General features: G+C 43.5%; 3 protein-coding genes. All 3 read right to left on the minus strand.

Features of this window, described 5'->3' with window-relative positions; translation table 11 throughout:
* Nucleotides 1–463: 463 nt before the first annotated feature.
* Genes RM544_RS09205 through RM544_RS09215 form a run of 3 tightly spaced genes read right to left on the minus strand, consistent with a single transcriptional unit; the run spans nt 464 to nt 17,477 of the window.
* Complete coding sequence (locus tag RM544_RS09205) at nt 464–10,771, minus strand: tectonin domain-containing protein (protein WP_311361497.1); 10,308 nt, start codon at nt 10,769–10,771, stop codon at nt 464–466.
* Nucleotides 10,768–15,591, minus strand: a complete 4,824-nt coding sequence (locus tag RM544_RS09210) for a hypothetical protein (protein ID WP_311361498.1) — start codon at nt 15,589–15,591, stop codon at nt 10,768–10,770. Before RM544_RS09210 ends, RM544_RS09205 begins: the two co-directional genes overlap by 4 nt.
* A 26-nt stretch (nt 15,592–15,617) precedes the next feature.
* Nucleotides 15,618–17,477, minus strand: a complete 1,860-nt coding sequence (locus RM544_RS09215; RefSeq protein ID WP_311361499.1) for a hypothetical protein — start codon at nt 17,475–17,477, stop codon at nt 15,618–15,620.
* Between the last annotated feature and the right edge of the window lie 145 nt (nt 17,478–17,622).

Consider the following 17,622-nt stretch of genomic DNA (forward strand, 5'->3'; position numbering starts at 1 on the left):
TTAACGCATATAAAACATGGGGTTAAATTTGTCAGTATAAAAAATAAACGACCGGAAATGTAAATATTTTATTTCATCGATAGTAAAAGAAATCCCCCTTGCTAATATAAACCCACCTCAAGGAGACGAGTTCAGGAAGAAATCGTCAAGGTAATGGAAGGTTTCAGGAAGAAACTCTCAGGATAGGGAAGACAAAGGACAACTTCAGGACGAAGATTTTACGTAGGAAGGACTTACGTAACAAACGGATATCATGGAAAAAGGAACCTACACAAGGAGTGTAGCCTGCTTAGGATGAGTGGGAAAAAATGGAAAGGGGTGTAAAGGATTTTATCTGGATGATGTTTTAGCAACGGAACGCTGAGAAGGAAGCTCGAAATTCTTGGAAAAAGGTGAAAACCGGATGTTTTCACCTTTTTTTATGCCTGTAACAAATAGTTTGTTACTTTGGCTTTCAATATACTTAATTTTTAGGTGTGATCCGAAAATTATTTTGTAAGCTGTTTTTACCTTCTATTTCAACGCGAATCTCTTTGGCGTTGGGTCTAATCACGTCGTAGCCCACACTATCAACCTCAATAGTATATTCACCCTCTGGTAGATCAACGAATCGATATGACCCCGTTTCATCACTCAATACAGAAATGCTGGACGTCTCTGATATGCGTATCGATACCTTGTGGTTCGCTAAGCCTCTTACGCCATTCTCATCTTGTATTCTGATATTGCCCAATATTCTAAAAATAGAACTGACTTCGACCGTTTTACCTATAACATTTGTATTTGCGGGCACCGATACCGATATTCTAGAATTTGAAGTCGCTTTCACTTTCCAATCAAAAATAGGTTTGAGTGTATAGTTTCCGGGTAGGATGCCTCTAAAGGTAAACTCTCCATATTGGTCGCTGGCAACAACATAACGTGTTTGAGTCCCTTGCATTAATACCACTGCAGTATAGCCTGCGCCTATTTGATCTCCTTGGTCGCCTATCTTAACCACAACCTCACCACTCAGTGTGCTATTGGAAACTTCTGGCTCAGGTCCTGTCGGTAGGATCTCGATTGGATAGAAGAGCTGCCTATCGTTGCGGCTTTCACTGCACTGCGAAAGGCGCAACGGGATTTCATGTAAATAAGCCATTGAGCCGTAGGTAGGCTGATTCACTTCCATACATAGCTCTTCCCCAAAGGCTGTTTTTATCTTGTATTTGCGCTGAGTAGATTCTCCAACAATGTTAGATTTATCAATATTAAAATAGCTTTCTTCAATATCACAGCTTCCTAAGCCAATAATCCTATCGCCCTCTCGTGCCGTGTAGTTGAAATAATTAACTCTAATATTTGTGCTAACCAAGCATTTTTCTTGACCATTCTTTTGATAAGTAAATTGCCATTGGTTTGCGCTGTTCTTTTGTGACATAAAGCCAAGGCTTGCCGCAGCGGGCAAATTAGTCTTCAGTGAATTGCAACTGGTCGCTGCAACTTCAAAATTGTTTGAATTGCTTGGTATTCTCTGGATGCAGCGGCTATTGTCGAAATTTTTCCATGCATAAATAGTTCTGTTGTTCTCACTCAATAGCTTTGGCTCATGCTCAGCAACTCTGACAGGCCAACCCGCCGTCATTACCTGACGCGCCTTATTACTTTCGTTACACTCCTTCAGCACTAGTGCATTTACACCATTTAAGCCATTCCAAGTAGCGCATAAGCCGGTGTCCGTTGATTTTAAGCGGAAGTAAGAAGGCCCACCTTCATCTTCTAGTTTCTGCCAATGTTGAGAAGTATCTTTACTGATACAAGGAGTCGCTTCGACCACTGGATCGTCTACAGGAGGAGCAAAAGCGTGAGGTACTCCCAAGCAATATGTAGCAAGCGGGCTCTGCATGCTTTGCGCCGTGGCGACTCGAGTAATGCCGTCCTCGTCTTCAGGCTCCCATAACCAAAATTGGTAACGCAAGTCCTCCACGATTCTTTGTTCATATGTCACCGCGTTAATACGGATTGTATCTAACAATTGACTGCCTGCATTTAGATTGGTAGCCACGCCAGACTCTACATCCTGTAGCACCTGTTGCAGCCCCTCGTGACAATCGCTAACAAATAATGGGTTTTTGTTATCAGAGCGATAAAAGCTTCGTAAGCACTTGTCAGAATATGGTAATACCATAATGGTCATTTCAGTAGTACTTGACCACGGTTGATTCAAACGATTTAGTAGGGCAGTGATGCCAGCCAGATAAGCTTCTTCGACCTTTTTTGAGGCATTGCCTACTAATCCGATTACATCAATATCAGGGTGCATAGCGCTGCCCTCTGATACCACTTTTACTGATTCATTGAAAAAGGTTTCAATTGCAGTTTCCGCTTCGCTTACTTTTTCAGTAATTTGTTGAAGAGATGCCTCATCCGTTTCGGCTTTTGCTTCTAGCATTCGCAGAGATAGTTCCATTTTGCCCTTCAAATCAGCCAAATATCGAATGTTTCTTGTGATTGCTTCAGTTTGCAAAGTAACCAGCTGCTGGATTGAATTGGCATTTGCCGTTCTCATATTGCTCGCTATGGTCCCAACTGAATTTAATGCGCCATGCAATTGATTATAGGTAAGATAATCAGTGGCTATGGAGTTGTTATGAGTGACTTGTATGCCGAGTGCTACGGCAGCTTGCATAGAGTCGACAACTGCTCTTTGTTTTTCGCAACGGAAACCGGGGTAGTCAGCATTCGGATCGAAATTACTGATTTCCGCCCAGCTTTTTAAGCGAGCAAGGGTCTCTTCAACACTTAGTGCATGTATGTGAGCGCGTTTGCGCAGTTTGTTTTCGCGTTTGATTAGTTCCGAGACAAGTGGCCATGTATTTGTATATAAGGTATTTGTCGTGAACGGTAGTCCGTTCACGTTAGCTTCATGATAGCCGCGAACATATGCTTGGGTTAGCTCACTATCAATTCGTAATGCAACTTGGTTCCAAGGCTCTGAAGCATAGTATAGGGCCTCGAGATCACTACGCATTCTATTTCTGACACTAATATCTAGATCTTGTATTTGTTTGGCCTCTGCACTGCCTTTCCAAATTTCAGCAAAGGGCGTCCATAGCGCTTTTGCTCGCAAGCTGCTCTCAGGCGCAATATTGTCATCACGCATATTTTCTATTAACACGTTGCAATAGTTTCGGCCCGAGCCAAACCAATTACTTAAAGCACCAATGCCTGCGTCTGCAAAGTTTGCAACATTAGCAAATTGGTCTAATGCCGCTGCACCTAATCCACTGGCAAAGGCTGATGGATCGCCACCTAGTAATGCCAGCGCACTTCCAGCTAATTGAGAAGCTGCTTGAATTGCTTCTGCAGCTGCCTGCGCAGCTATTTGATTGGCTAAATCTAAGCCGGGAATGTCCCCTGCAAAATCAGCGACTTGATCTAAACCATCCCCAAGATATCCAGTTCCAGGAATGCTGTTGATAACATCATTCGCTGTATCATTTACATTCTCAATTGCATTAGCTGTTATTCCTAATGCTTCTTCTACCGCAGCGACGCCTTGGTATAGTTGGCGAGTTGCTTCATTGTCAGGTAGTTGATCTAATAGCATTTCACTCGCTTGAAGCACTGCGCCAGCAGCTAACATAGGTGTTGCCGTTGGGTTATCTCTAAAATCTTGCCAAATTTCCAACATTGACTCGGGGCAGGTGAGCAGATCAGCTGCGCTTGGTAGTTGGAATTCAGAGACTGTTAGTATCTTTGATGCGTCGCTCGCTTTGGTAACATTGAACGAACCGTCCAATGCGATAGGCACATCTATGCAACCTTTTGGTGAACTGTAGACTTGAAGTTGACTGCCGCTAATTTTGAAATAAGCTTCCCTCTCGATAAGACCTCCCCCTATTTTTATCGCCGCGTTTACCTCAGTATCAGCACTAAAATCACTTCGCTCAAAATCGAAGTGGCCTTCAGCTAAAACAGGAAAACCAGAGAACAAAGAGTCCGGTAGTTGAAGGTTTCCGGCTAGTCTGAGGGCTGCAGGGGAAAAGGTGAGTATTGATTGTCGACCGGTCACACTTAAAAATGAATCACTGAATGGTGCCGGTGGTGTAATCTCTCCACTGATCAAATAGCCATCTTTTAAATTGATCCTATATTCACCGCTAGCAAGCTCAGCATTTATATTGCCAGCATGCAAGACCATATCACCAAACGCAATCAGTCCGAGACCAAGTGGCGGTCTCTCTACACCTTCTCGTGCAGGTAAACTATTCCCCGGTGTTACAAAATAAATATTCGGGTTTTTAATACCAATCATTCCAAGGGGTGAATGTTTGAATGCATTCACCATGCTGTCAGATGTGCGTCCAATTTTGTTAGAAAGTGATACTAACGCATCAACTGAATTTAAAATTGTATTGCTGCCTTGTCCTATTGGCCCGGGTATTTGGAAGGTTTCTGACTCAAGCACTGAGAAAATATTTTCCGCTAATGACGAGCCACTTTTCAGTGCGACTTGGAATATGCTATTCACTATTTCTGCTTGAATGATAGGCGAAATAATTAAATCACCTTCCATTGAAGGCGATTTGGCAAATTGAACAGAAAGCTGAGAGGGAGCACCACCAACCCACGCGGTGTCCAAATCAAAAACAAAACGTTTGTCTTTAAAAACAGCTTCTTCGCTGTTTATCGCGACGGTTGTTCCAGTGCCAGCTACACCAATGGAAACCGAAGTGTTTGTGAGTGCAAAATCTTGAAAGCCCATTGGATTTAGCCATTCACCTTCAACCATGGCTTGAATACTGAGACTGCCTGCTGTATCGCCGCCCATGGCATAACCAACACCAATAGTTGTATCAATGCTCTCGCGTATACCAGGTTTGTCTATACGTGGCATTTTCAGCGTGGCTTCTGTACTCAATGTTACTTCGGTTTCTTGACCAGGACCTAGGTTTGTCATTTGAAGTTCTACATCGGCATCCTTGATTTCGATGATTTCTCCCGCAAAATCAGGTAGGGGAGCATCAACCTCACCAAGCGCTACATAAAGATTGATTGAAGGTGGACCGCCAAACACGCCCCCCAAACCACCACCGATAATAAAGTCTCCAGAAATACCAAAGGTTTGCACGGCCTGTTTTATGCCAGGAGGCAATTCATCTGTGTTGGATTTACTTAACAAAGTAATGCCATCTGTTACTCTCAGTTTCTTACCTTTTTCAGGAGAAATGAGACCGCCAAATATGTCATCAAATACTTTAATAGGTAGGTCACCTAAATCAAAATCATCATCTTGTTGTGTACTAATCGCAAAAACGCCTTGAGGCAAAGTGATCTGATCTAAGGGAGGAAGCGGCTCAGTTAACATGTTTCCAATGCTTAAAGGCTGATTGTTTCTGATAAAAAGAGCAAATTGGTCGCCGTCGAAAGCGACCGCTGCTGAACCAACTAAGCTAGTGGTGTTTGCAATATTAAGGTCAATGTTACCCGCCATTGCCTTGTTAGAGATTAGAATTTCACTCATTGCAACATCACCGACGGTATTGAGCAATTGCTCCAAGGCTAGTTCCTGATCCTCTTTCGAACCAGAACCGGTGTAGTTGTCAATGAACCCAGTCGCTTTGCGAAGTAGGGTTGAAAAACGAACCTCATCTTCAACATAAATGATCGGGTCGTAATTAGGATCCTCCAGAGCCATTGATAGTTCACGTCCACCGCAGAGGTCTACTGCTATTTTTGCTTCTACTTTGTCTACTTTGCTTTTTCCTACTAAAGAGCATGTGTACGTATTTTCAACGTTATTACTCGCGCTTACTAGAATTTCGCCAGTGAATCCAAGGTCGCTGACCTCTAAATTAGGAATTAAGGGTGGGTTTTTCCAAATACCTTCAGAAGAAATTTTGTAGTCTGTTTCCGCGTTATCAATCACCATTAGGTCATATGAAATTAATGTACCATCTTGATTGTCTTCAAAGGAAATAGAACCTTTCATAGGTAAACTCAGATCCACTGGAAGTGGTGGCGTCACAGTGGCGAATGACGATATTGTGGCCACGTTGTTTTCTATATTGTTCAGATTGATTGCTGCTGACGTGAAGGTAATGCTAGTGCTTGGAATATTAGGAATTTCCAACGCGCCTAGGGTAAATTCTGCCTCTGAAATTAGTTTGTCATCTGAAGCTATTTCGAAAGTGCCAGACATCAGTAGGCTTGAATCTGTGATAGCGACCACTTCAAAAATAGGCGCCAGAAGGTCTGATTCTTTCAATGTGTCAACATCGCTTAAGCCTAATAAAGTTAGACCTTTAACGACTTTTAAATTTGCATCTAAGGGCAATAAAGCTTGCTGTTGATATTCACGAATAGATTGGCTATCGCCTAATAGCATTCTTTGCAATGGTGCTGGAAGATCTGCGTTAATTGGCAGTATATTACTTGGTGTCTTTGGTTGATATGCAACGAAAGCAGGCGACAACTGCTGGTCAATATGACTCTTTGCCAAATCAGTGTATAACATCGATGGTGTAAGGTAATCAACTCGCCCTGACAGTTGCATATTCCCAGCGAAGTCTTGTTGCAAGTATATAATGCCGCCTGTTCCCTGTTCTGGCCAAGACATTTGCGCGGTGATGCTATTCGGTTCAAAAACTAGGTTGCTCAACTCCCATTGTTTAAGCACTGGTAGCTCACCTAGACCGGGCAAACCACCGACCAAAACTGGCCCTGGCGCTCTGAACTGCCAATCATCATCAACGATATTTCCTTCGCTATCATTGGCGAATTTTCGATAGCCGAACATTTCAATTTCTTCACTGCCTAACGTAATTTTGGCGCTGGTCTCCAAGCCAAACTCACCATTATCAAATGTACTAATCAATAACTTGGATGGCCCAAATGTAGGCTTAATACCGAGTACGTCGATTGTCGAGTTCGGCGCAATTACCTCAGTTGCAGCGGTGAAGCGAGCCTCATAATTTCCGTTGTCGTGCTGTTCGATAGCCCCAATCATTGAAATAGGCGCAGTTAAACCAATCGTATCGAAGATCGCACTAATGTCAGCGCTAAGAGTGCTATTAGGATCAAACATGCTGAAGACTGTCATACCCTTCGCTAACACTGCGCTTTCGTTCAGGTCTAATACGCTCAACTTTTGGCTAGGTATTGCTGAGTCGGGTGTGCCGGTAAATAAGCGACTTAACATAGTAGGTTGTTGTTCGTTTAGGGTAAAATCTCTGCGCTCCAAGTTGCTCAAAGCGATAACGACCGGACCTAATTGCTGTTCCCATATTGAGCTAGGAATACCGGCAACTTCCACTAGGCCATCTATTTTATCAACGCTAGTTTCGAGCATACTTAAATTAAATTGGTCTAGGCGCGCGTATAGTTCAAAGGCAGTACCCTGTATCGGACTTTCAGAAGTTGGTGGACTTTCTTGGTTGGTGTTTTCCACAGTCGATTTAACTACAGAGGTTTCTGATTCTGGTGTTACCAGATAGAATGCGCCTCCTGAATTTTCACTTTCCCAGTCAAGGTTGCCGTAAAACGCTTGTGTCGAAATATACATATCTCGTAAAGACATTTCGCTTGCCTTCGGGACTTTTTCTAGACCGGGAAGTTTAGAAATAAAAACAGGTCCTGGCACGCTAAAATATGCATCTTCAAAATCATAGCCGTCTTGATTTGCATTTAGACTGAGCGTGACTGCACCATCGGCACTTACCGCTTGTTTCCCTATATAACCGACGCCGAAGAACTTCGAAGTGAGCATCTCGGGTGGCGTATTGAGATTACTATCGACTGCGATCGAAAACTCCGTGGTGAATGCTGTTTGCAGAAGGGTAAATTGTGGAATCCCAAAAACATTCTGCCAACCTGCTTGTAGTTGGGGGTCAAAATCAGGGGTTGCGTCGGCTTCAGGTAAGCTGGCCAATGCACTTAATCCGAGTTCCCGTGCCGAATTTCTATCTACAATTGTCGAACCAGCAATTGACACTGAGAGGGCCTCTTCATCCCAGCCTAGCTCTATGGCCCCTAGCATTGCTAATGCGATACCAGGATCTTCTTCCACCGGTAAGCTCACTTCCATACCAGTTATAAGTCTTGCTCGGAAGTTCTCACCACTACGTTGTATGTTAATAGCAGAATTACTAAGGCTTAGCACAGAATCAAGACGAGGTATTTCAACATTTGAGACTTGAAACTCAATCTCAAAATCAAACTTTGGGAGAGCGGCGAGAACATCACCGAGATTTTCCGCCTTGTTCGCCGAAGCGCCGATTTCTGTATCAGAACTAGCGTTATCTTCTGGTTGATTCGTTTCCTCATAAATCGCTTGTAATAACATGTCAGCATCGAAGTAAGCTCTCGCTAAGTAGCCTTGTTCAGGCACACCTAAGGTGCTCAATGCTTCCTGAGTTTCTTCTGTGGCTTTGTTCTCACTATTTGGGTCATGAAAAGCGATAGCACTAATGCCGTCCTCAATGGTTAAAGGAAATAAATCAAAATTGCTTTGAAGATAAGGCCTCAAAATATCCGGCAGATCTTCACGTGTTTCAAATACTTCTCCATCGTCGTTTCCTTGTCTTCCAAATACAACCGATTGGCTAAACAAAAGGCCAGCAAAAGGCGTGTCATTTAACTCGGGCACGTATGTTTTAATTGCGAGGTCCTCATGCATCAGTGCTACAAGCGGCGAGCTAAGTGAATCATTGGCAAAACGGGCAACTTTTACATTTTTACCATTTATTTTTACAGAACCCATTAATAAGTCTGAGCTGAGTGTAATATCTCTTAATTCAATATTGCCGAGCACGGGTATTTGTTCACCAAACACATCTGCTAAGGTTAACCCCGTTTCTAGGTACAAACTCGGGATCACAGTGCTGTTGTTTTTGGCGAGTGCGAGCTCTACTCTGAGTTTTATTTGGCGTTCGAGATCTTGTGCAGACTTAAACTGTCCGAAGCCATCTAAACTGAAATGACTCTCAGTCTGGTCGTCTGATTCAAAGAAATACTCACCATTGATATCCAAGTCGGCAATCGCAACAGCGTTGTGACTAGCCACTTTAGCAACTTCATTGGCATTCACACGGCCTGTGATCACAAGGCTTTTTTCAGCATGTTGATAGCGGACGATTGAATCACTAACAATACTTTCATTGCTGCCTTCTACAGGAAACGTAAGCGCAGAAATAAACGAAAGACTCACGTTATCATCAAGAGACAATTGCCATTCAGCATTAGAAATAACAGCAGGGCCTATTTTTTTATTTTCTAAAGCTTGTGCACTGGCGTACAAGGTAATGGGCTGTTTTATTTCTTCGCCATAAAGTCGAACAAGATCGTCAACGGTACGCTCTGAATCTGAAACAATAGGAGCGGCTGGTGACTCGCTGTAAGTGACATTAGTGAACAGAGTGTTTGGTAACCCGGTTTCTATCGTTAATATTAAGTCGCTGAGTTCAAAAAGATTTGCAAGGCTCGAGCCCTCGGGTATAGCCTGCAAATCGAGCTCACCTATTAATTCAAGGGAGGTAAGTGGAAGATGAGTTTTGAGCTTTTCATTCTGGAAATAGGAGGCTAAAGTGTCTGCTGCAGATTGCGCTGGCAATAGCTCGATGTTTTCATTCGGAACCCACATTATGACTGCATTGAGAATACGCCCCAAATCGGACACACCAGAATCTTGTAAATCAGGTACGTAATCAGCGATCGAAAATGTGTCGTGCCCGAATAAAAGGTTGGGGACATTAGCATTTGAAGGAGTGTATATAGCCAGTTTTGTTGGCAGCCCATTAAGCATCGTTCGACCGACAGTCACGCCATTACTATTTGAAATATCGCTCACGGGAATGTCGGCTAAGGTTTCGGGGAGTTCGTAGTTGTCACCCAAAATCATTTGTAAGGTGTATTGCTCTTCACCGTTATTGTCGTCAGTTGTTATTGTGCGAATAGGAGTTAACGTGGATGAAATTAACCAGTTAAAACTGTTCACTCCCCAGGCAACATCGTTTTCGCCCGCGGATATGTTAAGCGCTCTGCCAACAACGCTGGACCAAATGCCGGTTATTGGGTTACGCCGAGAAATTTTACCACCACCTAAAGTGGCATCTTCAGGGCTTATCACGACATACACGCTACCATTTTTACCGGCTCCTACATCGATACCGGAGGGAGATAGTGGGGTTTGCCTCCATTGTGCATCTGCAAAATAAAATAGCTGATTGTTAGCATCTAAACCCCATAGCGTAGCGTTTCCATCTGAGTCGAGTCGTTCGAGCTGTCCTTCAATGATTTGCCAAGAAATTGCCTGACTCAGTTCGCCATCGCTTATCATTCGTTCGCGCAATTGGCCACTGAGCACAGAGTCAAAATATTCTGAATTATTCGCACCAGCCAGCCAAATAAAACCGCCACCTAGGCTAATATCACTCGCAGTAATATTTAAATCTGTCCAAACAGCGGTATTAGAAAGTGACAAGTACACCTTTCCGTTCGTTGCAATTGCCGCTACATAGCCGTTGTTAGCATCAATACGAGAAAGTTGACCAATATTACCAAAACGTTTCCACTGACTGTTTGCACTGTCCCACTTATATGGGTAGCCATCAAGCCCGACCAACCATGATCCTCCATCATGAGAAAGTGATATATCAACTGCCTGTGGTGCATTGTCTAAAAGCCAATCAGGTGCTTGCGCAAACGCGTTTTGCATCAATATCAAACATAGTTGTATTGAAAGTACTAGTGTTACAAAAACTAGTTCGATTGGATTGCGTCGCTTTATCATTTCTTGTTCTCACTGCGCTTTGAGTCTGTTTTTTGTTTTATCTTTTCTAAGCGTTTTGCTCGCTCAATCCGTTTTTTCTCAACAATGCTGTTCTTCAATATTTCTTCGTTTTGACTTTGTGTTTGCTGAAGCCTTTTACTACGCTCATTCGATTTTTTATCGATATTTGAGGGCTGCTGTTGTTTACGTTCAGCGAGACGTTTTGCACTCAGTCTGTTGGACTGCAGTGTTTGTACACTAAGTTTATTGGCTCTAAGTTTTCTTGCTTGTAATCGTTCAGTCGTCAATGTTGTTGGTTTTAGTGCCTTCTCTTCCTGCTTGTTATTTAATTCGACAAGCTCTTGATTCTGATGAACCACAAAGCCACCATTAGTTAAGTTCTGGCTTTGAAATGGGTTTCCTAACGAGGAGTTATCAAGTTGGTCATCTTGTGGCTGGTTGGTTTCGCTTAAACCTAAATTACTTTCTTCGGGCGAGCTGGTCTGTGGGTTGTTCAATGATTCAGAAAGAATTTCTAAATCTTGCTCTCTGGTTTGACCAATATCATTTGGTAAATCAAAGTCGGGTTCAAGTGCTATTGAGCGATTGGTGTTGTTTAGCAGGCGTCTAGGCTCACTTCTCACTTGGCCTTGTATCGCATTAGTTCTTTGCTCTTCGATAGAAGGGACAACAGATTTTACATTTGAATCGAGAGTCTCAATGTCATTTACGCTATTTTCTCTTTTTTTAGTGTCTTGCATATTGAGTTCAACGAATGTCGGCTCATCAGTACTCTTGATGATGAGCACTTCTTCAAAAGATTTACTCTTGTTATTCAACTCTTGAGATTGTCTATTGCTACCTGTGGAAAACTTCCCCTTATGTTCTTGTGATTTATTTATTACTTCTCTGTCTGGGGATGCATTTAAATCAGTAACCTGAAGTTCTATCGGTATTACAAGGTCTTCAACTTGGTCAGCAACGGTGCCTGTTATTGTCGCTTGGATTTCACCTGTACGCACGATGCTAGTTGCATCGTTGCAGTTGAATTCTACTCTCATGAACTGAGTGTCAGACAGTCCGCCGGGGCTAATAATAAAGTCAATGATGGAATTAAAGTCATTGCTGATAGTGATATTTGATAGTTCAAATTCCTCGTTAGAACTCACATAAATTTCAATATCAGCAAGAACCTGAGGGCATGAACTCTGACCTACTTCGTGTATTGCGTTTATTGATGAAACGCTTGTTATCACCGTGAATATTTCTGGCTCGACGGTAAGGGTAATAGGAATCGTTACGGGCGCAGATACGCCGGTTTCGGGATCGGTGGCGGTGGCGCTTACGCTGCCATTACGCACACCCGCAGTGGCGTCAGCGCAGTTAAAGCTTACATTTAGGGTTTGTGTTGCAGCGCTTCCGCCTGGTGAGACAGAAGCATCAACGACCGATGCCAATTCACTGCTAAGCACGATATTACTCAAGGTAAAGTCGGCACCAGAGCTAATGGTGGTGGCGATGCTAGCTAAGTCCTGTGGGCATGAGTCAACTCCCACTCGATGAGTGGCGGTAATATTGAGGGGGCTCGCGATCACGCTGAACTCTTCGGGCTCGACGGTGAGGGTAATAGGAATCGTTACGGGCGCAGATACGCCGGTTTCGGGATCGGTGGCGGTAGCGCTTACGCTGCCATTACGAACACCCGCAGTGGCGTCAGCACAGTTAAAGCTCACATTTAGGGTTTGTGTTGCAGCGCTTCCGCCTGGTGAGACAGAAGCATCAACGACCGATGCCAATTCACTGCTAAGCACGATATTACTCAAGGTAAAGTCGGCACCAGAGCTAATAGTGGTGGTGATGCTAGCTAAGTCCTGCGGGCATGAGTCAACTCCCACTCGGTGAGTGGCGGTAATATCGAGGGGGCTCGCGATCACGCTGAACTCTTCGGGCTCGACGGTGAGGGTAATAGGAATCGTTACGGGCGCAGATACGCCGGTTTCGGGATCGGTGGCGGTAGCGCTTACGCTGCCATTACGAACACCCGCAGTGGCGTCAGCGCAGTTAAAGCTTACATTTAGGGTTTGTGTTGCAGCGCTTCCGCCTGGTGAGACAGAAGCATCAATGACCGATGCTAGTTCACTGCTAAGCACAATATTACTCAAGGTGAAGTCAGCGCCGGAGCTAATAGTGGTGGTGATGCTAGCTAAGTCCTGCGGGCATGAGTCAACTCCCACTCGGTGAGTGGCGGTAATATCGAGGGGGCTCGCGATCACGCTGAACTCTTCGGGCTCGACGGTGAGGGTAATAGGAATCGTTACGGGCGCAGATACGCCGGTTTCGGGATCGGTGGCGGTAGCGCTTACGCTGCCATTACGAACACCCGCAGTGGCGTCAGCGCAGTTAAAGCTTACATTTAGGGTTTGTGTTGCAGCGCTTCCGCCTGGTGAGACAGCGGCATCAACAACCGATGCCAATTCACTGCTAAGCACGATATTACTCAAGGTAAAGTCGGCACCAGAGCTAATGGTAGTGGCGATGCTAGCTAAGTCCTGCGGACATGAATCAACTCCCACTCGGTGAGTGGCGGTAATATTGAGGGGGCTCGCGATCACGCTGAACTCTTCGGGCTCGACGGTGAGGGTAATGGGAATAACAAGCTCACTGGTGAGTGTTGTAACCTCATCGTTTACTATTAGGCTTATTTCCCCTAATTTGTTTCCTACACTAAGTTCTGAACAGTTAAAGGCGATAGATAAGGTTTGTTGATTACCGCTTTGAGAGTTTTCAATACTAATATCCAGGAGCCCGACAAGTGTATCGTCGATGCTTATATTATTGATGGTAAACGGGAAACCGGTGTTAGTCGAAACAAGTACAGTACTCGCTGTTGAAGGACAGGAATCAACTACAAGCTGATGATTTAAAATGACTTGTTCTGGAATAGCATTGATGATTAATGGAATAATATTGGTTTGAAGTGACAGTGTTATATTGACTTCTTCTATTTCGCCAGAGCTAACATTCTTTGCTATAAAGGTCAGCTTACCACTAATATCACCAACACTCGCTTGTAAGCAATTACCTCTCAATCGAATTGTTTTCTTTGCAGAGTTTTCTCCATTGAGAACATCCACTGCGACCAGTTCGTTTAACTCAGTACTTAGGTTCACTGAATCTATAGCCAACTCGTTTCCGTTCAATAGACTAATGTCGATTTCACCAAAGAAAAAATCGCAAGTATCAGAACCTATCGTTCTAGTTAGCGCTAATTCGGTGCTCGAAACCAGTAATTCTAAGCCCGGGTTTTGGTCATTTGGGACTTGGTCTTGACTTTCATCTCTCTGAAAAAATGTGCTTGGTAATACTTGGTTATTTTCATCGATAATCCAGGGTTGGTCATTGGGACCAAGCGCTACTCTTCTCGTGTTTTCAGTTCTTATAATTTGAAACGTACTCGATTGACTTGCGCGTCGCTTTAGCATGCCAGCAGAGTCTACAATAAATAAACTGCCACCGGGGCCATAAGCAAAGTCAACAATATTTGGTGCTATTGCATTACAATTACTGTCGAAGTTGCATTGAATAAGCTGACTATTTGATAAATACCAGTATTGCTGTTGATCATGAGAAATTTGAAGGTGACTACCTGAGCCAGCGAGTATTTGTGGAGTACTTGAAGCACTATTAAAGTAGTACAATTGCTTGCTGCTTGTACTTACGCCGAGTCCGCTATTATTGTTAGCGCTAACGCTTTCTAAGTTACCAATGCTCGTTAGCGATTGCCATTCACCGAAGGACGATACAACAAACTGCTTGAACTCATTAATGCCAATCAATTCACCATTTGGCAAAGCAGCTATATCTGAAAATTGGCGCCCTAAAGCGTAAAAATTATTTTGTAAATTGGACCACCTTGCTACGCTTTCATCGCCATTCAGTATATAGATAGAACCATCGCTTCCGACAGTAATGTCTTGAGCTGTGCCAACCGACGGTAAAAATTGAATGTTGGTTTCATCTACAATCTCAGCGGGATCTGTGCTTCCATCACCGTCGCCCCCCTCGCTGATAGATACATCTTCAGCTAAACCGCTAATATTCCTTCCGAAAACAGCATTACCGCTAGTGAGTTTCCAAGCGGAGTTCCCATTTGAATAAACAATTGCTCTTATATCGGTAAGATCAGAAACTGGCAGCCATGCTGCTGAGTCAGGGGACCAGTTTGATACTCTACCGTTATTATCAATAAGTTGAACCAGTCCATCTGATGAGAGGCCTATATTTAGTGCATTTTCTGCCAAGCCATACCACGCCCCATCAATATATTGGCTAAGCACTCCTGACGTTGAAACTGACCATACATCGCCATTGGGTCTTATTATTGCGGCTCTCGCTTGCTCACCTAAGTTTTCCCACGTACTTCCATCATTTCTACTTATCGCCACAGTAGATTGGTTTGTAGTAACAACTACGTTACCGTCACTTCCGGAATAAACTGTGTTCGCGCCATCCGCTACTTTTGTCCATGATTGAGACATAAAGTAGCCTAATTCTCCTGTTTTCTTAACGGCCCAAATACGGTTTTGGTTGTCGACATGAACATCAATATACTCGCCGGGCATGATTGATTTTTGTAAATCAAAATGTGAAAGTTTTACAAGCTGGTCTTCTAGATCGATATAAAAAAGATCGCCAAGTTCATTACTCGCAATGACCTTAGCCTCGACATTGGCGTTTCGCCATTCAACGTTCACATTTAAGCTTTGGGATTGAGCACTGCTAATCCAACATAGCATGCTAATGCAGGCTAGTAGATGTAATGAGCGAACAGAAAACAACATAATTGGACTACTTCTGTACTGTTATTCTAATAAAATAAAAAGTCTAAGGCGTGCTTCAATCTGTCGCTGTGCGTATCTCTGCGGTGCCAACTTTCCAGTTCAAAATCGCCTGTTTTAAAGTCGGTAAATAAGCGGTTTTTATTGGCCATGGTTAAGACATCTGAGATAGTAGACCTGGGCATAAAGTAGTTTTGGAAACGATTTTCATATGCCCGCACTGTTTGCTCAAAGTCACTCAACTGGGCCTGCGCAGCTAATATGTCGCCTTCATCTCTATTAACATAGTGGGTTCTTCTAGGTGTGAGTAGAATGATGACTGATTTTCTAAATTCTCTCGTACCTTGTTTGGCAAAGAAGTATTGAAGGCCGGGAATATCGCCAAGGAAAGGCACGCTATCTCTTGATTCTTCACTTTCCTCTTCTGATAATCCACTGAGCACCAAGGTTTCCCCAAATTTCATTACAACATTGGCATTCACTGTCGTTTTCGATGTGTCTAACCTAAATTCAAAAACTACTGAGCTACTGGGTGTAGTTAAGAAGGTACGTTCCGCTTCAACTTCTAAACGGACTCTATCACCCTCTAAGAACTCGGGCTTTACTGCTAGCTTCACACCAATTTCTTTACTGATTGAAACGGCTGAGCCATCTCCTCCAGATACGGCTGCTGCTACAACATCTACACCTGAAAAGAACTCCGAAGTTTTTCCTTGTAGAGCCACTAGAGAAGGGCGAGCTAATATTTCATTGCGACCAGCTAAGGTGTTAAATATATTCAATGAATAATTCACACTTGGCATAGAAATTAGCTGCGTAATTGCGCTTGAGTCGGAACCTGAATCACCAAACGTTTTGAGCCTGTCGTAAGCAAACCCTGGTGTGTTGGAAAGAGGGTCACCAAACTGAAGTTGCAGTCCAGATAATATGTTAAAACCTTTGGTTGTGCTGACATCCTCTTGTGTACGTATAATAACAACATCCACAACAACCATGTCACTATCAAAGCCTTCATTGTTTTCATTCATTTTTGCCTTACGGCTAGGTGATGCTCCAGGTATAAGCGTATCTTGTTGAGCAACTTTGGTGAGACCAGAACCTCGATAGTCAGAGGATTGCGCAGTGTAAACCTGGTCCCATGAAGATAACCTGTTGCTTAGCTGACTTGCATGAATATCACTGGAGTACTTGCGATAATCAGACAAATAAACCTGCGCGGTTTTGTCCTGGCCCAATGCTGCGTTAGTGATGGCTGCTGCGCGCAACGTTCGTGGAGTATTCGCTTCTTCGGGGAATTCCTTGATTAATTTTTCAATTGCACTATGCGCAATAACAGGGTCTTGCGCATAGTAAGCACTTCTGGCCAAGTCATATAGTATTTCAGGATCGGCATTGTTCATCATTGCCGCTTCCATTAAGTGCTTCTGCGCTTGCTTGAAATTGCGCTTATCTAATTGTGATAACCCCAGGTAATACTTTGCCAACCAATTTGACTCATCAAATCTTAAGGCCATATTGTAACCCTGCTCGGCTAGCTCAAATTTCTCCGCATCTCCCTGAATGGCTTGTAAATGATAGGTAATTGCATTCATGAATTGAACGTACGAATTTGTCAAATCCAAACGGAGCGCTGAGTTAAAATACTCGGACGCTTTAGTGTAATCGCCGCGCTCGAGATAGTTCACGCCTTTGGCTGTAATCTGCCGGGTAACTGAATCTACGTTTTGATTAGCGATATACTCACTGAGGTTTTTGGTAAACGTTATTTGTTGAGAGGACTTTTGAGAGTACTCATCACTCAAAAACGCAGAACTTGTGTTGTCAGTCGTTTGGCAGGCAGAAAGAGCGATTGTGACACAGGCAGTGACAAGTAGGCGATTGAATTTCATTGATTTTTCCTTAGCTGAAATTTACTGAAATCATTCTCCTACACTACCTGATACAGCGATAAAAAATATTGTACAAACGTCGCAAAAATTTGCACTTTTGTTGTAAGCTATAGGAAATTAAAGGTTTTTCTTGAAATTATGTTTT

Source organism: Brumicola blandensis (assembly GCF_031846165.1).
GTDB classification, from domain to species: domain Bacteria; phylum Pseudomonadota; class Gammaproteobacteria; order Enterobacterales; family Alteromonadaceae; genus Glaciecola; species Glaciecola blandensis.

Coding starts and splice junctions, on each gene's coding strand:
- RM544_RS09205 (WP_311361497.1), bottom strand. CDS start 10,771: ATGATAAAGCGACGCAATCCAATCGAACTAGTTTTTGTAACACTAGTA.
- RM544_RS09210 (WP_311361498.1), bottom strand. CDS start 15,591: ATGTTGTTTTCTGTTCGCTCATTACATCTACTAGCCTGCATTAGCATG.
- RM544_RS09215 (WP_311361499.1), bottom strand. CDS start 17,477: ATGAAATTCAATCGCCTACTTGTCACTGCCTGTGTCACAATCGCTCTT.